At 43.6% G+C, this 23,801-nt stretch carries 22 protein-coding genes and 1 pseudogene; 4 read left to right on the top strand and 19 right to left on the bottom strand.

The window, feature by feature from the left end; translation table 11 throughout:
- From EAE90_RS08670 to flgB, 19 genes and pseudogenes are all read right to left on the bottom strand, one after another.
- Window positions 1-419 (bottom strand): annotated as a pseudogene (locus tag EAE90_RS08670) (hypothetical protein); the annotation flags it as partial.
- A 182-nt stretch (window positions 420-601) separates the two neighbouring features.
- Window positions 602-1,645 carry a hypothetical protein gene (locus tag EAE90_RS08665; RefSeq protein WP_214053159.1) on the bottom strand — a complete coding sequence of 348 codons (1,044 nt, stop codon included), beginning with the start codon at window positions 1,643-1,645 and terminating at the stop codon, window positions 602-604.
- Between the two features lie 182 nt (window positions 1,646-1,827).
- The gene (locus EAE90_RS08660; protein WP_214053158.1) at window positions 1,828-2,844 is read right to left on the bottom strand and encodes a hypothetical protein; all 1,017 of its coding nucleotides are present in this window, start codon (window positions 2,842-2,844) and stop codon (window positions 1,828-1,830) included.
- A 182-nt stretch (window positions 2,845-3,026) separates the two neighbouring features.
- A complete protein-coding gene (locus EAE90_RS08655) occupies window positions 3,027-4,046 on the bottom strand; it encodes a hypothetical protein (RefSeq protein WP_214053157.1) in 1,020 nt (339 codons plus the stop codon).
- Window positions 4,047-4,228: 182 nt separating this feature from the next.
- Entirely contained in the window at window positions 4,229-5,230 is a 1,002-nt protein-coding gene (locus EAE90_RS08650; RefSeq protein WP_246550519.1) for a hypothetical protein, read from the bottom strand.
- Between the two features lie 49 nt (window positions 5,231-5,279).
- Entirely contained in the window at window positions 5,280-6,881 is a 1,602-nt protein-coding gene (locus EAE90_RS08645; protein ID WP_214053155.1) for a hypothetical protein, read from the bottom strand.
- Window positions 6,882-6,901: 20 nt separating this feature from the next.
- Window positions 6,902-7,828: a DUF4123 domain-containing protein gene (locus EAE90_RS08640; protein ID WP_214053154.1), complete on the bottom strand. Its 927-nt coding sequence runs from the start codon at window positions 7,826-7,828 to the stop codon at window positions 6,902-6,904.
- Window positions 7,828-9,795, bottom strand: a complete 1,968-nt coding sequence (locus EAE90_RS08635; protein WP_214053153.1) for a type VI secretion system Vgr family protein — start codon at window positions 9,793-9,795, stop codon at window positions 7,828-7,830. The genes EAE90_RS08640 and EAE90_RS08635 overlap by 1 nt, the downstream gene beginning before the upstream one ends.
- A gap of 434 nt (window positions 9,796-10,229) precedes the next feature.
- Window positions 10,230-11,195 carry a flagellar hook-associated protein FlgL gene (flgL, locus tag EAE90_RS08630; RefSeq protein WP_036775725.1) on the bottom strand — a complete coding sequence of 322 codons (966 nt, stop codon included), beginning with the start codon at window positions 11,193-11,195 and terminating at the stop codon, window positions 10,230-10,232.
- A 74-nt stretch (window positions 11,196-11,269) separates the two neighbouring features.
- Entirely contained in the window at window positions 11,270-12,913 is a 1,644-nt protein-coding gene (gene flgK, locus EAE90_RS08625; RefSeq protein ID WP_214053152.1) for a flagellar hook-associated protein FlgK, read from the bottom strand.
- Between the two features lie 126 nt (window positions 12,914-13,039).
- Complete coding sequence (flgJ, locus tag EAE90_RS08620) at window positions 13,040-13,981, bottom strand: flagellar assembly peptidoglycan hydrolase FlgJ (RefSeq protein WP_422615983.1); 942 nt, start codon at window positions 13,979-13,981, stop codon at window positions 13,040-13,042.
- Window positions 13,981-15,090: a flagellar basal body P-ring protein FlgI gene (locus tag EAE90_RS08615; protein ID WP_214053150.1), complete on the bottom strand. Its 1,110-nt coding sequence runs from the start codon at window positions 15,088-15,090 to the stop codon at window positions 13,981-13,983. Before EAE90_RS08615 ends, flgJ begins: the two co-directional genes overlap by 1 nt.
- A 12-nt stretch (window positions 15,091-15,102) precedes the next feature.
- A complete protein-coding gene (locus EAE90_RS08610; RefSeq protein ID WP_246550518.1) occupies window positions 15,103-15,855 on the bottom strand; it encodes a flagellar basal body L-ring protein FlgH in 753 nt (250 codons plus the stop codon).
- 73 nt (window positions 15,856-15,928) lie between these two features.
- Complete coding sequence (gene flgG, locus EAE90_RS08605; protein WP_214053149.1) at window positions 15,929-16,711, bottom strand: flagellar basal-body rod protein FlgG; 783 nt, start codon at window positions 16,709-16,711, stop codon at window positions 15,929-15,931.
- A gap of 23 nt (window positions 16,712-16,734) precedes the next feature.
- The gene (locus tag EAE90_RS08600; RefSeq protein ID WP_214053148.1) at window positions 16,735-17,490 is read right to left on the bottom strand and encodes a flagellar basal body rod protein FlgF; all 756 of its coding nucleotides are present in this window, start codon (window positions 17,488-17,490) and stop codon (window positions 16,735-16,737) included.
- Between the two features lie 18 nt (window positions 17,491-17,508).
- Entirely contained in the window at window positions 17,509-18,723 is a 1,215-nt protein-coding gene (flgE, locus tag EAE90_RS08595; protein ID WP_214053147.1) for a flagellar hook protein FlgE, read from the bottom strand.
- A 27-nt stretch (window positions 18,724-18,750) separates the two neighbouring features.
- Window positions 18,751-19,440 (bottom strand): flagellar hook assembly protein FlgD, encoded by a 690-nt coding sequence (gene flgD, locus EAE90_RS08590; RefSeq protein WP_214053146.1) that lies wholly within the window; start codon window positions 19,438-19,440, stop codon window positions 18,751-18,753.
- Between the two features lie 12 nt (window positions 19,441-19,452).
- On the bottom strand, window positions 19,453-19,857 hold the full coding sequence (gene flgC / locus EAE90_RS08585) for a flagellar basal body rod protein FlgC (RefSeq protein WP_036775735.1): 405 nt from the start codon (window positions 19,855-19,857) through the stop codon (window positions 19,453-19,455).
- A 5-nt stretch (window positions 19,858-19,862) separates the two neighbouring features.
- A complete protein-coding gene (gene flgB / locus EAE90_RS08580) occupies window positions 19,863-20,276 on the bottom strand; it encodes a flagellar basal body rod protein FlgB (RefSeq protein WP_036807421.1) in 414 nt (137 codons plus the stop codon).
- Window positions 20,277-20,500: 224 nt separating this feature from the next.
- Between flgB and flgA the strand changes: the two genes are divergently transcribed.
- The 4 genes from flgA to EAE90_RS08560 all read left to right on the top strand — a co-directional run bounded on the left by flgA (window position 20,501) and on the right by EAE90_RS08560 (window position 23,533).
- Window positions 20,501-21,160: a flagellar basal body P-ring formation chaperone FlgA gene (flgA, locus tag EAE90_RS08575; protein ID WP_214053145.1), complete on the top strand. Its 660-nt coding sequence runs from the start codon at window positions 20,501-20,503 to the stop codon at window positions 21,158-21,160.
- A gap of 125 nt (window positions 21,161-21,285) precedes the next feature.
- Window positions 21,286-21,588, top strand: coding sequence for a flagellar biosynthesis anti-sigma factor FlgM (gene flgM, locus EAE90_RS08570; protein ID WP_036775739.1), 303 nt, complete (start codon window positions 21,286-21,288; stop codon window positions 21,586-21,588).
- An 11-nt stretch (window positions 21,589-21,599) separates the two neighbouring features.
- Window positions 21,600-22,040 (top strand): flagella synthesis protein FlgN, encoded by a 441-nt coding sequence (locus EAE90_RS08565; protein WP_036775741.1) that lies wholly within the window; start codon window positions 21,600-21,602, stop codon window positions 22,038-22,040.
- Between the two features lie 398 nt (window positions 22,041-22,438).
- Window positions 22,439-23,533 (top strand): hypothetical protein, encoded by a 1,095-nt coding sequence (locus tag EAE90_RS08560; RefSeq protein WP_214053144.1) that lies wholly within the window; start codon window positions 22,439-22,441, stop codon window positions 23,531-23,533.
- The last annotated feature ends 268 nt before the right edge of the window (window positions 23,534-23,801 follow it).

Genomic DNA, 23,801 nt, shown 5'->3' with positions numbered 1-23,801 from the left:
TTTTTATCAATTGCCACTTCAATTGCCGTCAATACTTCACTTTTTTTACCACGCATAGCCATCAGTTCCAGCGTGCATTTAGCTTCAGGGTCAAAGTGATTACGAGTTTTATCTGACATTTCACTTGGAGAAAACCAATCCAAAGCACCAAACTCCAAGCTGATTTCATTTTCACCATTAGTCATGAATAGCATAGATGCTGTACTGCCGGTACCAAATCCCCGACCTTCCCGAGCCGAATCACGGTTATCCATTCCCGTTACACCATTGGTTTTAATATCACAAAAGGCATATTGAATATCGAATAAACTGCGGATATACAACTGCGGTTCACTTGCATTAGCACCTTGCATTACCATCACGCCTAAACTAGACATAGTAATCACGCCTAATAATAGCAATAACCATTTTAATTTCATTTTATCCTCACATTCCGGTGTAACCCGGTGATAAGTGGAGTATTATTCAACTTTAATATTAATCAAATCCACAATCCTAGTGTCATTTTACAATCACCAAATGCTGTATCGATATTACCGACTTTTATTGCATTTCCCATCAAGTAAAAATATCGGGTCAAATAACCCGATATTGCTACCCATTAAATTACCTGAACAAAACGACCATTAATTAATGAGAAAATCGGTGCAACGGTAGACAAAACCGTTTCTCCATCTTCCTCATCAACGTAATAATAGGATATCGGAGAATTCTTTAAGTCCGACTTATTCACTAACCTAACCATTCTACCCTGATTCATTATCTTAACTTGGTAGTCATCCCAGTTAATTGGCTTCATTTTGAAACTTTTTATTTTGATCCTACGGTAAACAGATTGATCAGCAAAAACACTCTCTTCACTTTCGCCAGTGGCCCAAGCCCAGGCTTTGAGCGCAACCTTTTGCTGATCACGGAGTGTATTCAAATCCTTAGCATTATAGGCCTGCCAAGCAGCCATATAAGCCTGTTGCAATTGTTGACGTTGTTCCGGGGTATCAGTATAAGGGGTTGCTTTCACCCACTCCCATTCAGGTAAACCACTGATTTTTACATTTCGACTAAACCGGTATAAAGTCATATTGGGCGGAAATTCTTTCGGATAAAAATATTGTTTCTCTATATGTCCAGGTCCTACTTTTTCAGCTTGTATCACATGACGCACCACCGGTGTGCTAATAGCAGCATATTTGGCTTCATTCGCGGGTGTTGTTGCCACAGGCTGACCGTTTTTATCAATTGCCACTTCAATTGCCGTCAATACTTCACTTTTTTTACCACGCATAGCCGTCAGTTCCAACGAGCATTTGGCCTCAGGGTTAAAGTGATTTCGGTCTTTATCTGATAACGCATCTGAGGAAAACCAACCCAGCGCACCAAATTCCAGACTGACTTCATTTTCTCCATTTGCCATCAATAGCATAGAAGACGTGCTGGAACTACCAAATCCTCGCCCTTCCAAAGCTGAATTACGGTTACTGAACCCGGTTACTCCATTGGTTTTAATATCACAAAAGGCATACTGAATATCGAATAAACTGCGGATATACAACTGCGGTTCATTTGCATTAGCACCTTGCATTACTACCACACCTAAACCTGACATAGTAATCACGCCTAACAATAGCAATAACCATTTTAATCTCATTTTATCCTCACATTCCGGTGTAACCCGGTGATAAGTGGAATATTATTCAACTTTAATATTAACCAAACCCACAATCCCAGTATCGTTTTACAATCACCAAATGCTGTATCGATATTACCGACTTTTATTACATTTCCCATCAAGTAAAAATATCGGGTCAAATAACCCGATATTGCTATCCATTAAATTACCTGAACAAAACGGCCATTAATCAATGAAAAGATTGGTGCAGTGGTAACTAGAACCGTATCACCATCTTCATCATTAACGTAATAAGATATTGGGGAACTCCCCGGGTCTGATTTATTCACCAGTCTGACCATTCTACCCTGATTCATTATTTTAACCCGGTAGTCATTCCAATTAATCGGTTTCATTTTGAAACTTTTTTCTTTGAAATCATTATGAAAATCTTTGTCAGAAAATATATTCCCTTCACTTTCATTAGTAGCCCTAGCCCAGGCTTTGAGAGCGATTTTTTGTTGATTACGGATAGTATTCACATCTTTTGCATTATAAGCCTGCCAAACAGCCATATAAGCCTGTTGCAATTGCTGGCGCTGTTCAGGTGTATCCGTATAAGGTGTTGCCTTCGTCCATTCCCATTCAGGTAAGCCACTGATTTTCACATTACGACTAAACCGGTATAAGATCATATTGGGTGGAAATGTTCGAATATCAAAATAGTTTTCGTCTTTATGTCCAGCTTCTATACTGTCTGCTTGTACCACACGAAGTACAACTGGTGTACTAATAGCGGCATATTTAGGTTCATCCGCAGATACCGTTGCTACGGGTTGACCATTTTTATCCACCTCTACTTCAATAGCCGTCAGCACCTCACTCTTTTTACCGAGCATGGCTGTCAGTTCTAACTTGCACTTCGCTTCAGGATTGAAATGGCTGCGGACTTTATCTGACAAAGTATCCCGAGAAAACCAGCCTAGTGCCCCGAACTCCAGACTGACTTCATTTTCACCATTTGCCATTAATAGCATAGAAGCTGTGCTGGAGGTACCAAATCCCCGGCCTTCCAGGGCTGAATCTCGGTTATCCACTCCCGTTACACCATTGGTTTTAATATCACAAAAAGCATATTGAATATCGAATAAGCTACGAATATACAGCCTCGGTTCATTTGCATTAGCACCTTGCATTACCATCACGCCTAATAATAGCAATAACCATTTTAATTTCATTTTATCCTCACATTCCGGTGTAACCCGGTGATAAGTGGAGTATTATTCAACTTTAATATTAATCAAATCCACAATCCTAGTGTCATTTTACAATCACCAAATGCTGTATCGATATTACCGACTTTTATTGCATTTCCCATCAAGTAAAAATATCGGGTCAAATAACCCGATATTGCTACCCATTAAATTACCTGAACAAAACGGCCATTAATTAATGAGAAAATCGGCGCGGTAGTAGCCCAAACTGTTTCCCCATCTTCCTCATCAACGTAATAGTAGGATACCGGAGAACTTCCCGGATCTGATTTATTCACTAGTCTGATCATTTTACCCTGATTCATTATCTGAACCCGGTAGTCATCCCAATCAATTGGCTTCATCCTGAAATTTTTTGCATTGACATTATTATAAATAGGCTGATCAGCAAAAATACTCTCTTCACTTTCACCAGTGACCCAAGCCCAAGCTTTGAGTGCGACTTTTCGTTGGTCACGAATTACCTGCAAATTTTTTGCCTGATAAGCCTGCCAGACCGCCACATAAGCCTGCTGCAATTGCTGACGTTGTTCTGGGGTATCGGTATAAGGGGTTGCTTTCTCCCATTCCCAATCAGGTAAGCCACTGATTTTTACATTACGACTAAACCGATATAAGGTCATATTGAGTGGATATTCTTTCGGATCAAAATACTTTTTCTCTATATGCCCAGCTTCTATTTTTTCTGCCTGTATCACATGACGTACCACCGGTGTGCTAATAGCGGCATATTTCGCTTCATTTGCAGGTGTTATTGCCATAGGCTGACCGTTTTTATCTATTGCTACTTCAATTGCCGTCAGCACCTCACTCCTTTTGCCACGCATGGCCGTCAATTCTAGACTACATTTCGCTTCAGGATTAAAGCGGTTACGGGTTTCATCTGATAGCTTATCTGGGGAAAACCAACCCAGAGCACCAAATTCCAGACTGACTTCATTTTCTCCATTTGCCATTAATAGCATAGCGGCCGTACTTGAAGTCCCAAACCCTCGCCCTTCCCGGGCTGAATCTCGGTTATCCATTCCCGTTACGCCATTGGTTTTAATATCACAAAAGGCATATTGAATATCGAATAAACTGCGAATATACAACCTCGGTTCATTTGCGTTAGCATCGGACATAGCAATCACTCCTAACAATAGTAATAACAATTTTAATTTCATTTTATCCTCACATTCCGGTATAAGCCGTTGATAAGTGGAATATTATTCAACTTTAATATTAATCAAATCCACAATTCCAGTGTCGTTTTACAATCACCAAATGCTGTATCGATATTACCGACTTTTATTGCATTTCCCATCAAGGAAAAATATCGGGTCAAATAACCCGATATTGCTACCCATTAAATTACCTGAACAAAACGGCCATTAATTAATGAAAAAATTGGTGAGACGGTAGCCAAAACCGTTTCTCCATCTTCTTCATCAACATAATAGTAAGATATTGGAGAACTTTCTGGGTCTGATTTATTCACCAACCTGACCATTCTTCCCTGATTCATTATTTTCACTCTGTAGTCATCCCAATTAATTGGCTTCATTTTGAAACTTTTTATCTTGATATTATGGTAAACAGACTGATCAGCAAAAACACTCTCTTCACTTTCACCGGAAGCCCAAGCCCAGGCTTTGAGCGCAACTTTTTGTTGATCACGGAGTGTATTCAAATCCTTAGCGTTATAAGCCTGCCAGGCCGCTACATAAGCTTGTTGTAATTGCCGACGTTGCTCTGGAGTATCTGTATAAGGGGTTGCTTTCTCCCATTCCCAATCAGGTAATCCACTGATTTTTACATTTCGGCTAAACCGATATAAAGTCATATCAGGTGGAAATTTCCGGATATCAAAATAGTCTTTATCTTTATGTCCAGCCTCTACGTTTTCTGCCTGAATCGTATGACGCACCACTGGTGTACTAATATCAGCATATTTCGCTTCATTTGCGGGTGTTATTGCCACAGGCTGACCATTTTTATCTATCGCTACTTCAATTGCAGTCAGCACCTCGCTCTTTTCACCGCGCATGGCCGTCAATTCCAGATTACATTTGGCTTCAGGATTAAAGTGGTTGCGGATTTCATCTGATAGCTTATCCGGGGAAAACCAACCCAATGCGCCAAATTCTAGACTGATTTCATTTTCACCGTTTGTCATAAATAACATGGAAGCCGTACTGGCAGTACCAAATCCCCGACCTCGCCGGGCTGAGTTTCGATTATCCATTCCCGTTACGCCATTGGTTTTGATGTCACAAAAGGCATATTGGATATCGAATAAACTGCGAATATACAACCTCGGTTCATTTGCATTAGCACCCTGCATTACCATCACACCTAAACCTGACATAATAATCACTCCTAATAATAGCAATAATAGTTTCAATCTCATTTTATCCTCACATTCCGGGTAATCCGGTGATAAACGGGATATTATCCATCTTAGGCTTAAAGTTAGGATCATAACCCATTTCCCACGATGTTGTTTCAGCTCCCGGGACTATCTCCGGTCGAGTAATAGGCCGCTCTTCCCCTATCAGATTAATTCTTAACGGAGATTCACTGGCTTTTAACGGATCGGCAATAACCCATTTCCACTTCTCTGTAATTTTAATGATAGATTTTTCACCATTTTCTTTCTTTGCATCCACGTCTACCTCAAATTCCGCAACAATCCCATTATGGTAGCCAGCCAGATCGATCCCTTTATCATGTTGATCAAGTTCAAAACCCGCCGCTGTTTTTACAGCCACGCCCGCTCCCATTGCGACTTCCATTATCATAATATGAGTCTTAAAGGCGACATTCATTTTTCCCTCCAGACTCAATTTCAAATCATTCTTATCACCAGCGTCAAAAGTCCACTGCTTTTGTTTATAAGCGGCACCCAATTGAAAGGACAGATTGCATGTCAAAATAATGCAACATTCCAGATCTAAATAGTTTTTATCATTTGAATTCCTGCGGGCCACCGCCTCCCTGAATTTGGCTGCCACCTTCTCTATCTTGCAATACGCCGCCCCCATTTGGATAAGATCCAGTTTTGCCGTCATCCCCATAAAAGGCGCGGCACTGAAACCTAGAAAATGGGTACGGTCATCCATCGAAGTGGTTCGGTCATAAGCATAAGCCAGTCCAATATTGATGGGGTCCACTTTGAGCTCAAGCAGTTGGTAGCTGCGGGTGCCTTTTGAATCCGGATCAGGCGCCAGGTATTCTTTGGTATAACCCAACAGTTTTTCCACCCGATTGATAGCCTCTAAATTGGGCAGGGTTTTCCTCACCTTATTCACTTCCGCAAACTTCGCCGAGTAATCCATATCCTGAACCGTTAAAGCGTATTCGACGTTAATAGCCGTCTGTCGGGTCAGATAAAATGGGTCCGTATGGGTTGTCCACCCACTGCGCAGTTTATTGCCATTTTTAGGCTTGACATTTTCCATCGCCTGACGCGCTTTTTTCTGTTCATCACGCCGCTCCTTTACAGAACGTTCTCCGTGGGAAAAATCAAAGCTCAATCCAACCGAAACCATAAAACTGACCGACGGATAAACCGCTATCGTCGCGTACTGTTGACTATCCAAACAACCCTGGGTTATTAACTTATAATAACGCGGTTCACTGTACATATCTGTCGGATTAGCAAGATTAGATAAATAAAACCAGACACTTTCCAAGTCACTTTCAATCTCAGCGTCTTTTAGCTGATCTTTATAAAATAATGTCACCTCCTGTGGCGCATTAAATTCTAGCGTTTTCTCTTTCTGCCCCCCCGTTAGCACCGCATGATGTTTATCCGTGTTATTACATTTACCTTCAATCTGTATCATCCCTTTTTGACCTTTTCCATCATCAATCAGGCCCATCTTAATTACCGGCTTTTCAGGCCAGACCTGAGTATTCTGACCAAAAGTGACGCTGATTTTATAAATACAGGGGTCCGGGTTGTCGCATGTCATGCAAGCAACACCAGCGCGGGATGAAATAGTTTGCTCTACCATATCAATTACCTTTTAATTACCTAATCGGGGATAAAACCCAATTCGCTTTTTAATAATGTTTCCATCCGATAATAACCCGGCCACTGGGAGTCTCTGAGTGCGGTTAACCATGCCAGCGGGATTTGCTCAAACTGATTGATATGTCTCGCCATCAGTAAATAGAGAAACCCACCAATGGCGCGTTCATCAGTGATTTCATTATCACGACAAAAATAAAAACAATCCTCCGCTAAGGTTTTATGTTGAATAAATGTCTCCTCATCCATATAGGCGGGAGAATAATGTGTATCAGGGAGCGTGTTTTTCAATACCCGGTCTGAATGTGCCGACAGGGAATCGTATGGCAGATCTATGGTACCGGCACCATTATGGTAATTGACTTCATTAATAAATCGCGTCAGTTTATTAATATATCGTTGTTCGAATAGCTCATTTAACTGAGCATATTGCTTTGTTGTGATCCGCAACATCTTTTGTCTGGAGCCAGCCTCTGCGGGAAATTGTTTTCTGACCGCGTGAAAATTATCTTCATGCTTAACGCCCATCAGAGAAGTGCTAATTTTATTTATCGGCCCCATGAAACAGTGAATTTCCCAGTCACTGAGGACACTGAGAAACTCCCAGATATTACGCGGATCGTAAAACCGGAAAAATACCGGTTTATCTTGATCGGGTAATAATACTTGCAGATATTTGCGTAAATGCTGACGCAATGTTTTCATATCCGCTTTTGAGTGAAGACAAATTCCCCAACATGTTTGCCATTCCTCTAAATACAGTCCGACTTTTTCTGTCACCTCCACCAAGTAAGGCGCCACCTTAAGCAGTTCAGGTGATAAAGATTCGTCATAAAGACAAACCGCAGGGGGATTAAAATTTTCCAAGATAAAAAACAATCGGTATTCAATCGCACCGTCAATGACGACATAATATTTTTCAGCGGCCATCAGTTGTTATCCTCCTTCGGACAGTGTGCAACAAACAAGGAACCGGCATTGGCGGCAGCTTGCAAAATGACCGGATTCGCCGGGCGCAATAAATCCCCGGGACTTCCCCCAGAGTTCAGATTAATAGATGGACCTTTGATATCGACACCATCAGCATGAATAACGATAAAGCTATTACCTACTTTCAGACTGATTTTGTTGCCACCCTGCACCGTAATATCACCATTGGTATCGATACTGAGCATACCCTGAATTTTCTGTGCCACATTGCCGCCGGCCTGCAACGTTTTATCACCCTCAACCTGAACAACATAGTTCCCGATGGTTTTATGTTCCTGTTGCCCATCAACAGTGACTTTACGGTTATTGGCAATCACCAGTTCGTCATCATGGCCAATGCTGGTTGTACGGTTGTAATTAATTCGCTCATCCCGGGAATTAAGCACCTTAATCGCCAGATTCTTCTGAGCATGAATAAATACCTCTTCCCGATCTTTTTCATCTTCAAATCTCAATTCATTAAAACCCTCCCCTTTATGGGTTTTTGAGCGAATTGACATCTGGGTTTTTGCTATCGGCAGACGGTTAGGCACAACGTTAGTGGCATGATAGGTACGCCCAATAATAATTGGCTGATCTGGATCGCCATGCAGAAAATCCACCAGCACTTCCTGCCCCACTCGGGGGATAGCAATCATGCCCCAGCGATTACCAGCCCAAGCCTGACTGACTCTGATCCAACAGGAACTGTGGTCATTGAATTTGCCATATTGATCCCAGGCAAACTGCACCCGCACGCGCCCGTATTCATCACAAAAGATCTCTTCCCCCTCCGGGCCAACCACTGTCGCAATTTGCAGGCCGTCAATGCGCGGTTTGGGATAAGGCGAGGGACGCCATACCCGGTTGCGATCGCCAAAGGTGAAGCTGTTCGTTAAGGTCGTCCCCATTTCACCGAAACGGGATTCATCCGCCTGCGGCTGTCTACCGTAATGGCTGATTTTAATCACCAGCCACAGGGTATTAAATTGCTCTTTCGGATGATCAGTAAGCGCAAACCCTGATGCCGGCGCCAGAGCAAAACAGTCACTTTGTGCACGGCCAAACATAGCGTCAGTGCGGAGCGCTTCCAGACGATATTGACTCAGGCGCTCGCCACGCTCATCTTTAAAGCGCCCGGGAAAATCATAGTAAGTGTAACTGGGTAAATCTGAACGCTGGTGATTAATTTGGCGTTCGTGATAGTAACAGTCAGCCCCCCACCGCGGATTTTTAAAAGTACGATCCTTCAACACAATGTTGGCAATCCCGACCTGTTCACGCCAACTGAATCGATTGATGCTGCATTGGCTTCCTGTAGCGTCCAATTCTGGATGATAAGGCAATGAAAATTTGTTATTTATCCGATGAGAATCAATGAAAATAATTATCGGTTCACCTCGCTCCTCAGTGAAATCGAAATAATAAAACATCCCTTCATCAGCCAATAAACGATGGAGAAACGCCAGATCACTCTCATCATATTGCACACAAAATTCTCGTTCAGGATGTTCATAACGCAATTGGCAATAGAAGTTTCTAACGCCATTTTCTTTCAATAATATGTCAATAATCTCAGTCACAGATTGATGCTGAAAAATACGGGAATTAACCCGTAATCCCGCACGCCATAAAGCAGGTTGAATGGTCAAGGAATAATGACTGCGATGACGACCTGTCCTGCTTTGTTCAAACTGAGTCACAATCCCAGTTATACTGCGCTCAGGTTTTCCATCGCGATAAACGGTCAGTGTCGCAAAATTATCCAGAACATCAGCGAAATTAATATCCGGATCAGCGCTGGTTAATATCGCCTCCAGACAAAATAACTCTGACAGCGCTTCATCTAGAGTAAACTCCACCACAGCAAAAGTTTTCTCCGGGAGAGAGCCCGCAGTAAGTGTAAAAACCAGCCCTGAATCTGCCATTACATTCCTCCTGACTGAGTGAGGTCGAGGCTCTGGGAATTAAATAGATCATGTAAAACAACCATAATTTCACCCTCTTTTACTTAAATGATTACCGAACATATTCACTAGAAAATTCATTAACCAAACTTTTCCCTGTTCAACATATGAACGGGAGGGTAGAAGATGGAAGAAACAATCAACTTATTTTTTTGAAATAACGATATTTTATTCTAATAAAAAAGGCGGGTTTTGGTGGGAAATTTTAATATATTGAATGAGTTACGTTAAAATGAATTATAATGATTTTATTAACCAAAATTGCTGGCCTGAATCAGTAATAAAAATATTGATAAGAGTAAATTCACTAAAAACGGAGAACAGAGAACAGGATTATTTAATTGAGAAAATCGCTGGACTGAAAACCAGCGATTAAAGTAAACATGAAAATTAAATTAACGAAATATCTCAAACAACGACATGCCTTTCATATCAACAAATGTCTTATACGATGCTTGAAGTACGGCTTGTTGTTGATAATAATTCGAAATCGCTGAGTTCCATTCTACGTCAACCAGTTGACTCAAACGGCTTTTATTCGCCAGGCTGCGTTCTGCCCCCAAGCTATCTAAGTCTTCTATTTCTCTCAGTTGTAAACCCAATACCGATTCCACCGAAGAGATATTATTCAACGCGTTGCGAGCGCCGCGGTTAGCCTTATTCAACAATTCCAGCGCATCATCACGACTCTTTTGATCTGCTTCGACAAATGGTGTTTTCAATGACTGAATCGCCATGTCTATGGTTTTAAATATATCAGATTCACTCGGGCTGCCATCCGGCTCTTTTATCGGATTACTGGTAGACGAGAGAAAGACTTGTTCCCCGGTATGCCCAATAATCATAGAGCGGTTGCTATCCACTTTCTGAGTCATTTCCTCAGAACCACCTCGATAGCTAACTGTACCGCTTGTACTCTCATCAAAAGGTTTCACATCCGTTTTATAACCGGCAAAAATATAGCGTCCATTACCATCGGTGGTATTACCCAAATTCACCAGTTGTTCTTTAAACCCTGTCAGTTGAATAGCCAGCGAGTTACGATCTTCGTCACTCAATACACCGTTTACTGTGGCTACCAAACTTTCATGAATATCTTGAACCACACCAACAGCTTTGGATACCACGCTCAATTGCATGGAAATCGCGTTTTTAGCAAACGAGCGAGCCGTTATATATTGCTGGTTCTGAGCTTCAGCTTGAGCAACCATGACACCCTGAGATGCCGCCATCGGATCATCAGATGGATTTATCACCCGCTGACCACTGGATAGCTGTGTTCCCTGCTGCATCCATTTCGACTGAGCTGTAGTGATACTCGTCATTTTCTGGTCGTACAATATATTGGTACTTACGCGCACAATTTCATTCCTTTTAAATATTCAGCTAAATGCCTAAGATGTCTCAGGCTATTTTTTATTAAATGGCACGTTTATTAGCGACGGAGTTCCAAAATAGCATTAAATAGCGTTGTGGCAGTCTGGATAACTTGCGCATTCGCCAGATAATATTGCTGTAAGTTTTGTAATGCGCCATATTCTTCATCGATGTTGACGCCGGAAACCGACTGCTGTTCAGCGTAAAGTTGTTTAGTAATATTATTCTGGGTTTCTAAATCAACATTCGCTGTGCTGGTCTGATTACCAATGGTACTGACCATAGAAGCATAAGCACCAGAAAATGACGCTTTACCCTCTACCAATTTTTTGTTCTGCAATTCAATGAGTTTTTTGGCATTGACGTTATCACTCGCTCCACCATCTTTAGTACCGGCAGCCGCCAATTTCGACGCATCTTTAATATTAACCGCCATATTGCCAATAACACCGCCGACCGTTTTCAGTGTATATCGGTCATGTTCTTTTGCATTGGTTGGATCAATGTCAACTTTTAATCCATCAAATTCCAGTGTATTACCTGTTATTTTGGCAGCAATATCCGCCTTATCAGAGGCACGCTGGATTTTCCAATTAGCCCCATCGTAGCTAATATGATAATCACTGGCTTTTACCACTGAGGTATCTGTATATTCCACGTTAAAATCAGCAGAACCTTTATTTCTACTATTGGCAACCACATCCGGGTTATTAAATGTGAAGAAATCTTCGCCCGGTTTGCCTTTTAAATCAAAACCAGCACGGTGAACCTGATTAAATTGATCGCCCAATACCAACGCTAATTGGTTTAACTGATTACGGGAATTATCCAGCACTTCACTACGCGCCCTCAATGTGCCGCTTAATTCCCCTTTATCAATGAATTTTTCATCAATTTCAACAACATCACCAAAACCACGATCATAACCTAATGTAATGCGACTGCTGTCCGCATTGGATGAAATCGCTTCTACTCGGTAAGCGGTTGTTCCCTGAACCAGTGTCAATCCCCCCGCAAAAGTGACATTGTAAGAATCACTATCCTGCTGAATCACACTCACGCCAACCAATTTATTCAGTTCATTGACCAATTGATCACGCTGATCCAGTAATGCATTCGGCTCAGCACTGCCACCGCCTTTCATACGGGTAATTTCACCATTGAGTTTAGCAATTTGCTGCGCATAGTTATTAATAGACTCAGCCGAATTAGCTATTCCCCGATTAATGTTATTTTCCATTTTACGCAGGAAGGCATCCGCACTTTGCAACTGGTTTACCAGCCCCTTTGATTTACCAATCGCTGTTGTTCTGGCTGCATCATCTTCCGCATTACTGACAACATTTTGCAAGCTGGTAAAGAAGTCATCAATGGTGTTTGACAGGTTATTCGCTTTGTCTGCCAGCAAATTATCAATCTGGGAGATTTGCTGAGAATAAGTGGTTAATGTCCCTTGTTTCGCCCGAGCCTCAGACAGTTGTTGATTAATGAACTCATTATATTGACGGTTAATACTGGTGACAGTAACACCATTTCCGATAAAGCCAACGGACGTCATTGTGCCGCCGTTTTGATTGACAACTGTCGATTGCCGGTTATAACCAGAAACTCTGGAGTTTGCGAGGTTATTACCCACGGTTCCCAGAGCAATTTGAGCAGCTTGCAGGCCACTCATCGCGGTATTAATAAGACTGTTGGACATCAGAAGATCCTTTTACGTTTTATTTATGTCTCCGCTGGTGGCGGCAAACAATCTTTCAGCTAAAAACAAAGTCTGAACTGCTTTAATTTATCGGCTGAACTCAATAAAACTTGAGCAAAATAAAGATCAGAATAGTTTACTCAAATCGTAGGTATACGCTTTCACCGCCTGTTCTCCCGCACCTTTTAGCTGTTGAATAACTGAGACCAGTTTTTTCGCATATCCGGGATCGGTCGCATAACCTGCCTGTTGTAAGGAATAAGCCCCTTGTTCCGCGGTAGCAGAGCGGGCAACGTTGGCGTAACGGGGACTCTCTGTCAGTAATTTGACGTAATCCTCAATCGCTTCCACGTAAGAACCATAAACACGGAAGTTATCCTTCATTTTCTGCGGCTCACCATTGATATATTCTGTGGTCAGGATATGGGTTACTGGCCCTTTCCAACCTTTGCCCGCTTTAATACCAAACAGATTATGGCTTGGCTTACCATCAGCGGTCAGAATCTCTCTTTGTCCCCAACCAGACTCTAATGCGGCCTGAGCAATAATCAGCAAATGAGGAATACCACTGCGTTGGCTAGCTATCCGGGCAGGAGTCGAGAGCGTGGATACAAAATTCGTACTGTTCAGCGGCAGCGGTTTAGGCGCCATCTCAGGTTTCGGTACCGTTCGACGGATAAATTGCTCAAGCGCCTGCCTTGGCAAGGTTTGCAAAACGTCGTTATCCAGCGTCACGGGGACTTTACCCACCATTTCGCTAGGGGCAATTTTGTTGTTAGCAAGCTGCTTGAGCATCATATCGGCAAAACCTAAACCCTTCTGAGCAATATTCTGCGCGATTTGCTGATCGTATATCGAAGTATAGAGGCGTGTCTGTTCACTGCTCAACATGCCATCTTTAGGCAGAGATGAACGCATACTTTTCAGCATCATCTGAACAAAAAGCCCTTCCATTTGTTGGGCTACTTGCCGTAGCCCCTGTTGTGGATCTTTTGCCAGATTGGATTTTAATGTGTTAACCGACTGTACATCATAAGCCGCACCGGGCAGGGTTAAAAAATCATTCATCAAATGATCTCCAGTTTCGCCCGCAGACAACCTGCACTTTCCATTGCCTGTAAGATTGACATTAAATCATTCGGTGTCGCACCCAATGCATTCAATGCTTGAATAACATGGCTCAAACTTGCACTGGCGTTAACCTGCTGCAACGCACCATTTTGTTCACGGACAGCAACAGTCGGATTACGGGTGACAACGGTACTGCCGCCGGCCAACGGTGTATTTGGCTGACTAACAATCACCGGATTATCAACAATGACAGAAAGATTCCCTTGAGCAACAGCACAGCTATCCAGCATGACATTGCGGTTCATCACGACAGAGCCGGTGCGAGAATTGATAATCACTTTGGCATCGCCGACATCAACACGGACAGTCAGGTTCTGCACATGGGAGAGAAATTTAACCTGCTCGCTTTTATCTCTCGGCATACGCAATTGTACTGTGCGGGCATCCAGCGGCGTTGCTGTCCCGGTTCCGCCCATACGATTGATGGTATCGCTGATTTGTTGAGCCAGTGAGAAATCTTCATTATTTAATTGAAGATTCAATATGCCATTTTCACCAAACTGAGTAGGTAATTCGCGTTCAATCACTGCACCGTTACTAATCCGACCACCCGCAAGCTGATTGACTTTTACACTGCTTCCCCCCGCGCTGGCGCCAGCGCCGCCAACCAAAATATTCCCCTGCGCCAGAGCATAGACCTGATTATCCACACCTTTTAGTGGTGTCATCAGCAAAGTACCACCACGTAAGCTTTTCGCGTTCCCCAGTGAGGAAACCACTACGTCAATATTCTGCCCGGCACGGCCAAACGGCGGTAGTTTCGCAGTGACCATCACGGCAGCCACGTTTTTCAACTGCATATTGGTTCCCGGCGGAACGGTAATTCCCAATTGGGATAACATGTTGCTTAAACTTTGGGTAGTAAATGGCGTCTGAGTCGTCTGGTCCCCGGTCCCATCCAGCCCAACCACTAATCCATAACCAATCAACGCATTTTCCCGTACCCCTTGAACCGTGGTGAGATCACGGATACGTTCCGCTGATGCCGTCGTTGTCACCAGAGCCAGCAATACAAGAAGAAGGCTGACAGCAAATTGTTTTATCATAACCATCCCCTGTTAAAATGGTGCGACATTCAGGAAGAAACGCTGTAACCACCCCATGTTCTGCGCTTCATTGATATAGCCATTCCCCACATATTCAATGCGGGCATCCGCGACCTGATTGGAACTGACCGTGTTATTAGCATTGATTGTCCGTGGGTTAACGACACCGGAGAAACGGATAAATTCGGTTCCCTGATTGATAGCAATCTGCTTTTCACCGACCACATGTAAGTTACCATTTGCCAGTAACTGATCGACCGTCACGGTAATCGTTCCTCTGAAAGTGTTATTCGCATTAGCGCCGCCTTTCCCACTAAAAGTATTGTCAGCTTCCATATCCAGATCGGTTTTATCTCCACCAATTAACCCTTTCAGGAAACGGGGAGTCAGTGCTGCGGAAAACGTGTTTTTTCCATTACGGCTGGCATTGGCCGAAGAGTTCTTACTGGCGCTGACATTTTCCTGCAATGTGATCGTCAGGGTATCGCCAATATTTCGGGGTCGGCGATCTTCAAATAGCGGCTGATAACCATAATAAACCGGCTGTACTACTTGAAAAATAGCGCCATTAGGGACTGGCGCGGTTGCCGCAGAAGGTGCTGCGGTGGTTGCTCCCTCAACCAGGGGTTTTTGCGGTATATACGCACAGCCCGTTAGTGACAATACCGCCAGTGCTATACTACAACGCCATTTATTCGCCACATTTTTCCGTAAATGGCGGAACTGACAAACGGCGCTGGTCTCGGCAACAGCCATTGTATCCATCTTCGATACTCTTTATTTATCCCTGAATAACGGGGAAACTGAATGTTCCCCGCGGTTCTGATTGACGATTAGGTTATAACTGAGTCAGTTTTTGTAGCATCTGATCAGATGTCGACACCGCCTTAGTGTTAACTTCATAAGCACGCTGAGTCTGAATCATGTTGACCAACTCTTCAGCGATATTGACGTTAGATGTTTCGACATATTTATGTTGGAGCCACCCTGCGCCATTGATTCCCGGTGTATTTTCAATCGGTACGCCAGAGCTGCTAGTCTCTACATACAGGTTTTCACCGATACTTTCTAACCCACTGTCATTGATAAAAGTTGTCAGAGTAAATTGACCTATTTGCTGAGATGCGGATTGCCCCTGTACTTTCACACTGACAATACCATCACTGCTTATGGCGAGGTCCGTCGCATTATCAGGAATAGTAATGGTAGGGAAGATCAAAAAACCGCTAGCGGTCGTCAACTGCCCGTTTTGATCTTCCTGAAATGAACCGTCACGGGTATAGGCGCTGGTGCCATCAGGTAACTGAACCTGAAAGAAACCCTTTCCTCTAATAGCAACATTATGGCTGTTATTAGTTTCAGATAAGTTTCCCTGGCTATGTATACGTTCTGTTGCTACCGGGCGCACCCCAGTACCTATCTGTAAACCAGAAGGTAAGCGGGTTTGCTCCGATGACATCGCCCCTGGTTGACGAATGTTCTGGTAAAGCAGATCTTCAAAAATGGCACGCTGGCGTTTAAAACCATTGGTGCTGACGTTTGCCAGGTTGTTGGCAATCACATCCATATTAGTTTGCTGAGCATCCAGCCCAGTTTTAGCAATCCATAATGATCGGATCATCGGTTTTATCCTCTGTGTCTAAATCAACTCATTGCTAATAGCTGATTAGCACGTTGTGCATTTTCATCTGAGCTATGGATGACTTTCATCTGCATTTCAAAACGGCGGGCATTGGCAATCATACTCACCATGCTTTCCATTGGATTGACGTTACTTCCTTCAAGTACACCGGGCATTAATTTCACCTCATCACTGGCTGGCAAGACATCACCCTGTACCCCTTGCGCCTGTTCCGTCATGTGAAAAAGGCCATCATCGCCGCGGACTAGCTGATCGCTCTCCGGTTTCACCATTTTCAATCTGCCAAGTTGCCCCAACTGTGTTGGCGGATCACCAGGAATCAATGCAGATATAGAACCATCCGTCGCCAGGGTTAACTCAGCCTGTGGCGGAATGTTGATCGGGCCGTTGTCCCCCATCAATAAGTTACCTTGGACGGTTAACTGGCCTTCCGCTGAAATCTGAATGCTACCGTTACGTGTATAAGCCTCAGAACCATCTTCAAGCTGAACCGCCAGATATCCCCCCTGCCCAATCGCCACATCCAACGGACGAGAGGTATAGTTCATCGGCCCTTGACGATTGTCAGAACCCGGCGTTGAAGCCACAACCAAAGTACGGGTATTAAAGGCAGCCCCTTCAACAGGCACCGCTCGCAAAGCAGCCAGTTGCGCCTTAAAACCCGGCGTCGATGCATTAGCCAGGTTATTTGCCGTCACTGCCTGATGTTCTAGTGTCTGACGAGCGCCGCCCATTGCGGTATAAATGACATGATCCATAATGCTATCCTGAAACTATCAGCGCAGGCTGACCAGCGTTTGTAGGATCTGATCTTGGGTTTTAATGGTTTGCGCACTGGATTGGTAGTTGCGCTGCGCCACGATCATATTAACCAGTTCCTGGCTCATATCGACGTTGGATGCTTCCAGAGAACCACTGAGCAATTTGCCAAAACCGCCAGAATCCGCAATGCCAACAACAGGATTCCCAGAAGCCCCCGTCTCTACCCAAACGTTGTCCCCCTGCGCTGACATCCCCTCTGGGTTAGCAAAATTAGCCAGAACGATCTGCCCCAATAACTGGGATTGTTTATTGGAATAGGTGCCGACAACGCGGCCATCTGACTCAATACGGTAGCCACTGAATTCACCTGCGGCATAACCGTCTGCCTTGAGTGTCGATATGCTATCAGCATCAATTTTCTGCTGCTTACTGCCATTAAAATCAATAGTGATATCAGCGGCATTAGAACCATTCAGAGAGGGAACATTAAATGTAAACTGATTATTGTCACCAATCAGTTTACCGTTGCCATCAAATTTCAACGTCCCCAACGAAGCGGCTTTAGCGCCCTCTACCGCACTATCCTGAGCATGAACCTGCCATTCGTTATCGTTCGTTTTCACAAAGAACACCTTGATATTATGTGGATTACCCAGGCTATCAAAAGTGGTAACAGTGGTAGGGTAGTTATAAGAATCCTTATTTTCCGGCGAGAAAGCCTCTGTCGGTTTTTCATGCATCGAATTAAGGTTGGTTGTCATCGTCACCTTAGTTGTTGCCTTAGCCGCCAACATACCTTGAGGTATTGTAATCGGCTCTGGGTTAGCCCCTTTCTGAATCTCCGGCGTGCCACCATTGACACTGGCGGCGGGATAGCCGGTCAATTTCATGCCTTGCATGTTGATAATATTACGGTTCTCATCCATCTTGAATTGACCGTTACGGGAATAGTAGATCTTACCATCACCGCCTTGCATACGGAAAAAACCGCTTTGAGTGATCGCCAAATCAAGTGGGCGATTGGTCGTCGTTGGCGTACCATCTTTAAAATTCTGATTAACACCCGATATTTTTACCCCCAGCCCCACCTGAGAACCGGCAAAAATGTCAGAAAAAGCAACCGTGCTGGATTTAAAGCCAGATGTCGCCGCGTTAGCGATATTATTACCAATAACGTCCAAATTACCTGCCGCGGCATTCAAACCACTTACTGCTTGTGAAAAAGCCATATTATTCTCCGTTAAAATTCTTGCTTGTTAAAGAATCTGACGTATCTGATCCATTGTGACGGCCCCGATCCGTCCTAAATCCAACTTAGCGCCATCCGCATCACGAGTAACACCCTTCACCTCCGCGTGCCTCAGTTGCTGAAATACGCTCGGGCTGCCTTGATAGCTGGCCGAAATGGTGAATTTATAAGCGGTTCCCTCAGCCATAGCACCATCTTCTTTTATGCCATCCCAAGTAAAATTATGAACACCCGCTTCCAAGGCGCCGAGATCAATTTGGCGTACAACCCCGCCTTGCTTATCAGTAATGGTGACTTTTACACTATCTGCCGGTCTTGCCAGTTCAATACCATATTGTGACGTGCTGATGCTTCCATTTTCCTTTGAACCCACCAGGATGGTATCCCCTGGGATCATCACCCCTCGCCCAATCAGAGCCGATGCCTGTACAGGCTGATTATTATTTATCTGACCGACAATAGACCCCAGTGTGGTATTCAGCTTTTCGATCCCCGCCAGGGTGTTAATCTGCGCCAAATGGGAAGTCAGCTCATTGTTCTTCATCGGGTTAGTTGGGTCCTGATTTTTCATTTGCGCGACCAGCAATTTCATGAAGTTGCTATTCAGCTCTTCACTGTTCTTTTTCTTGCCGTTCGATGCTAACTCACCAACAGTCATGTTATTCAGTGATTCATTCACTGAACCAGTAATAGCCATGAGTCACTCCTGTTATTGACCTAACGTCAATGTTTTCAACATTATCGATTTAGTTGTATTAAGCACTTCAACGTTGGCTTGATAACTACGGGAAGCGGAAATGGTGTTAATCATTTCTCCGACCACATCAACGTTTGGCATCCGCACATAACCCTTTTCATCGGCCAATGGGTGCCCTGGCTGATACTCAAGGCGGAAAGGGGTGGGATCATCAACAATTTCACTGACTCTGACGCCGCCGGTTTCTTGCCCTGCCGGTGCGGCAACACGGAAAACAACTTGTTTAGCCCGATATGGCTGACCATCAGGCCCCGCAACGCTATCGGCATTTGCCATATTGCTGGCGCTGACATTTAATCGTTGGGATTGAGCTGATAATGCCGAACTGGCAATATCAAAAACACTAAGTAAAGACATTGCTCTTATCCTTGCTGTAAGACTGACATCATGCTTTTAACTTGAGAGCTGGTCGCAGTCAGTTCAGCCTGATATTTCAAGCTGTTATCCATAAAATTGCTGCGTTCCATATCCATATCTACCGTGTTGCCATCCATCGCTGGCTGATAAGGCACCCGATACAGCAAGTCCATCTCCATTCTCTTCTGAGGCTGAATAGGAATATGCCGATCGGATGTCAGCGTCAGCCCGATCCCGTTTCCGGCGACCCGACCGTGTGCAATGGTTTTTTTCAGTTGTGTGGCGAAATCAATATCCCGCGCTTGATAACCGGGCGTATCCGCATTGGCGATGTTAGCGGACAATATCTCTTGCCGCCGTGATCGCAATGACAGGGCTTCCTGCTGAAAATGAAAGGCTGCATCTAATTTATCGAGCATATTCCTCCCTCTGATGTGACTGACCTGTGTTGTGAACCTTTAATTGCGCTTTTCGCGATCGCGAAATTCGCAGTAAACAGAATAAACGCAGAAGGAAAAGCCTATCGGATGAATAGACGCTAATTGGATTGCTATTTATCCCATTGACCGATATTCAATACAGGTACACTTATACGCGACTAAACAGCAGCGTATTGACCTACAGAAATAATGAGAGCGAGAAGATGCAAGCTATAAAGATTATCGGGCTGTTCGCATTTTTCTTTATCGCTTCGATGGCATGGGGCAATAATTTACCCCAAGCTATAGAGCACTATTTCCAACAGATACATAGGGATAATCATCGCAAAGTTTCTGTTGACATCAGAACCCCTAAACAACAATGGCCCCAATGTGAACGGCCAGAAATTCAACCCGCTATCGGCGGTCAAAACTGGGGAAATCTCTCCTTACCGGTTATCTGCCATCAACAACGCAAATTCATTCAAGTCGCTGTCAGTGTGACAGGAAATTATCTGGTTACTCGCCGTGCCCTCGCACGTAATGATATTTTGTCAGAGAAAGATTTTCAGGTCAGAAGCGGATTACTGGAAAAACTGCCCCATGATCTGGTTATTAACAAAAATGAAATAAAAAACAGCATTACGATACGTAACATCCCAGCAGGGCAAGTCATTACACGTAATATGTTACGCCGCCCGTGGGCGATACGGTCAGGCCAGAGTGTGGTGGTGGTTGTACAGGGAAATGGCTTTCAGATACGGAATGAAGGGAAAGCTATTAATAACGCCGCCATTTCTGATAAAGTCAGGGTTCGAATGAATTCAGGACATGTTATAACCGGCCAGGCATTAGAAAACGGCAGTGTAAAAATCATGTTATAAGTTCCTAAAGTTTTCTTTCACTGTGCCGATATAACCAGCAGAGCACGATTTGCAGGTATGCAAATGGCATGTAACCTGCTCCGATCCATAGGTGAACCTATGCCTGGCCACAAAGGATAATAATTATGAGTATCGAACGCACTCACCCCTTATTAGCTATCGCTGCTGTTCAACAGCGACCAACTAATGAAAGCGCCCAAGGCACCCGCAAAACCTCCGGCGTTACCTTACAAAGCAGCGATGCACAAGTAAAACTGAGCGAAGCACAAGCAAAACTGGTTCAACCAAGCAGCCAGGATATCAATATCCAAAAGGTGCAAAAGTTGAAAGAAGCTATTGCTCAAGGAACTTTAAAAATGAACAGCGGTAAAATCGCAGATGCTTTGCTTAAAGAAGCCGCCGAAAACTTTCAGTACGATAAGAAATAATTGAACCTGCTATGGAAGCACTACAACAATTACTCGAACAGCAAGTGACCTATTTGACCTCGCTGACCCAAACTATGGCGGAAGAACAGCGTATTTTATGCGAGGGTTTTATTGAAGCACGAGATTTGCACCAGATAACAGAACGAAAAAATTTTTTGTTATCTGCGCTTAGCCATTCAGAACAGCAACGTCTTAATTTGAGCAAGACATTAAACATCATTGCACCTTATGATAAACAACCTATGCTTGCCACGTTATGGCAACAGATCGGCAAAGCTGTCACCCAAATTCGTGATCTAAATACCCATAACGGCCTGCTATTAACTCAACATCTTGAACTAAATAGTCAAGCTATCGCTTTTCTAAAAAGCCACCATAGCCCTTCTCTTTATGGCTCAGACGGCCAAGCTGCCCGTCACTCTGCGCTTTCCGGCCATAGAGCTCAAGTTTAATTCAGCGCATTACCGCCTATTGCGGTAGTGCTGCTTTTTATTGTTTTGATCGTATTTGTAAGCACCACCTTCCTGTTCAAACCGAGCTTCGTATCTGCTCACAGAGTCCTCAAGCATGAATAATTCAAACGAAATGTACTGTGAAATGGTTGTTGCAATCAGGGGAGAACGGATTGGCAAAAATCACTGTTTGTAAGCCAACGTAACAATTGCGAAACAATAACGTTTTGCGTGTTGCAAAAATATACTGCAAAATAGGAATAAGCAACAACGGGGAGATTATCAAAAATCAGGCTAATGGATTAACAGCGAGAACACCCTTCATTTCATTGATCTATCTTGGGAATAACACATTGATGCACAAGAAATTAAAAAAAAGCAAATCTAGCGGACAGCAGATGCCAAAAACGCCTCAGCAACAATTCAAAGCTTACTGGACGTCCATCGAAAAATACCAGTTGAAGATCGCTAAGTTACAACAGCAGCAAGACGAACTGTTCATGCGCTTTCAACAGGAGGTCTTACCGGTAGAGCATCAATATATGCAGTCCAGATATGATAAAGCGGCGCGGTTGCTTTCATTTGCCGATAAAAAATCGCTGGGGAAAAACCAACGAAGAGAACTATTTTCCTGGATAGAAGAAGAGCTTGCTGAGTTATGTACTTACCCCTTTAACGAAAACCTTGATCTCAATAAGTTGACCGATCACTTTTCCAATCTTCATGCGTTTAAAGAAGAGGAAATTCCGACACCAGAACAGATGGCTGATATCCGGCAGACTTTTGGTGAATATTTTGATTTTAATGAAGAAATATCTGATGAAGAATTACTTGATATGATAAAAAATCCCGAAAAAATGCGTGCCACCATAGAACAGCATTTTCAACGGGAATCAGAACATTTCTACGATGAATATGATGCAGAAGAGACCTCTGACTTCGATCCTGCGGCAGAAGACCAGAAAAAACTGGATTCTTTGTTTAAATCGCAGGAAGTGAGCCAAATGTATAGAAAAATAGCCAAGGTACTGCATCCGGATCGTGAACAGGATTTAGATGAGAAAAAGAAAAAAAACCAATTGATGGTACAGTTATCGCAAGCCAAGAAAGATAATGATGTCTGGACGATAATAAACATGTACCACAAGTACATTGATCCAACTTTCAGTTTTAACAGCCAGGATATATCCGACATCAATAAATTGCTCAAAGCACGTATAGACATATTAGCCAATGAGCTTAATCAGCTAAAACAATCTGATTCATTACCGGGCATGATTTGGCGCACACTGGGAGGTAATACATCGAAGGCAATAGAGAATAACCTCCGCGAACATTGCAAAAAATTGCGACAAAATATAGAAAACGAAATCCAACTGCGCGAAAGCCTACGCTCACTCACTGTACTAAAAAGCTACCTGGCAGAACGACGTGATGCCTTTGCCTTTGAAATTGAACAGGAAATGATCGACTATTTTTTCAGACAATATTGAATCCGCTGAGTCTGACAGAAATTTCAGCGGCTTACTTATAAGTTTACCGACCATTAGCCGCGCACTGTGTCAGAGCATTACCACCCATTGTGGTAGTCCCATTTCCTTGTAATATATACAAAAAATGGGGCTATCCTAGATTAGACCATCATTTGATATTCTCAAAAACATAAACTGCACCGGCTTCGGACTCAGAACCAAGCTTGATTGGACCTGCGCCAACAACCAAACTCGTCCCCGCCTTATTCAGGCCGACAGCCCCACCAAA

The organism is Photorhabdus caribbeanensis, from assembly GCF_018448885.1.
Classification (GTDB): Bacteria; Pseudomonadota; Gammaproteobacteria; order Enterobacterales; family Enterobacteriaceae; genus Photorhabdus; species Photorhabdus caribbeanensis.
Note: the sequence above shows the minus strand (reverse complement) of the source record. Positions and strands in the feature narration are given on the sequence as shown.

Excerpts from the sequence above, each read along its gene's own strand:
- EAE90_RS08560 (WP_214053144.1), top strand. The coding sequence starts at position 22,439 with ATGCCAAAAACGCCTCAGCAACAATTCAAAGCTTACTGGACGTCCATC.
- EAE90_RS08610 (WP_246550518.1), bottom strand. The coding sequence starts at position 15,855 with ATGGATACAATGGCTGTTGCCGAGACCAGCGCCGTTTGTCAGTTCCGC.
- EAE90_RS08665 (WP_214053159.1), bottom strand. The coding sequence starts at position 1,645 with ATGAGATTAAAATGGTTATTGCTATTGTTAGGCGTGATTACTATGTCA.
- EAE90_RS08565 (WP_036775741.1), top strand. The coding sequence starts at position 21,600 with ATGGAAGCACTACAACAATTACTCGAACAGCAAGTGACCTATTTGACC.
- EAE90_RS08655 (WP_214053157.1), bottom strand. The coding sequence starts at position 4,046 with ATGAAATTAAAATTGTTATTACTATTGTTAGGAGTGATTGCTATGTCC.
- flgM (WP_036775739.1), top strand. The coding sequence starts at position 21,286 with ATGAGTATCGAACGCACTCACCCCTTATTAGCTATCGCTGCTGTTCAA.
- EAE90_RS08660 (WP_214053158.1), bottom strand. The coding sequence starts at position 2,844 with ATGAAATTAAAATGGTTATTGCTATTATTAGGCGTGATGGTAATGCAA.
- EAE90_RS08645 (WP_214053155.1), bottom strand. The coding sequence starts at position 6,881 with ATGGTAGAGCAAACTATTTCATCCCGCGCTGGTGTTGCTTGCATGACA.
- EAE90_RS08615 (WP_214053150.1), bottom strand. The coding sequence starts at position 15,090 with ATGATAAAACAATTTGCTGTCAGCCTTCTTCTTGTATTGCTGGCTCTG.
- flgB (WP_036807421.1), bottom strand. The coding sequence starts at position 20,276 with ATGCTCGATAAATTAGATGCAGCCTTTCATTTTCAGCAGGAAGCCCTG.
- flgD (WP_214053146.1), bottom strand. The coding sequence starts at position 19,440 with ATGGCTATTACTGGTTCAGTGAATGAATCACTGAATAACATGACTGTT.
- flgA (WP_214053145.1), top strand. The coding sequence starts at position 20,501 with ATGCAAGCTATAAAGATTATCGGGCTGTTCGCATTTTTCTTTATCGCT.
- flgE (WP_214053147.1), bottom strand. The coding sequence starts at position 18,723 with ATGGCTTTTTCACAAGCAGTAAGTGGTTTGAATGCCGCGGCAGGTAAT.
- EAE90_RS08640 (WP_214053154.1), bottom strand. The coding sequence starts at position 7,828 with ATGGCCGCTGAAAAATATTATGTCGTCATTGACGGTGCGATTGAATAC.
- flgG (WP_214053149.1), bottom strand. The coding sequence starts at position 16,711 with ATGATCCGATCATTATGGATTGCTAAAACTGGGCTGGATGCTCAGCAA.
- EAE90_RS08650 (WP_246550519.1), bottom strand. The coding sequence starts at position 5,230 with ATGTCAGGTTTAGGTGTGATGGTAATGCAGGGTGCTAATGCAAATGAA.
- flgC (WP_036775735.1), bottom strand. The coding sequence starts at position 19,857 with ATGTCTTTACTTAGTGTTTTTGATATTGCCAGTTCGGCATTATCAGCT.
- flgK (WP_214053152.1), bottom strand. The coding sequence starts at position 12,913 with ATGTCCAACAGTCTTATTAATACCGCGATGAGTGGCCTGCAAGCTGCT.
- flgJ (WP_422615983.1), bottom strand. The coding sequence starts at position 13,981 with ATGAATGATTTTTTAACCCTGCCCGGTGCGGCTTATGATGTACAGTCG.
- EAE90_RS08635 (WP_214053153.1), bottom strand. The coding sequence starts at position 9,795 with ATGGCAGATTCAGGGCTGGTTTTTACACTTACTGCGGGCTCTCTCCCG.
- EAE90_RS08600 (WP_214053148.1), bottom strand. The coding sequence starts at position 17,490 with ATGGATCATGTCATTTATACCGCAATGGGCGGCGCTCGTCAGACACTA.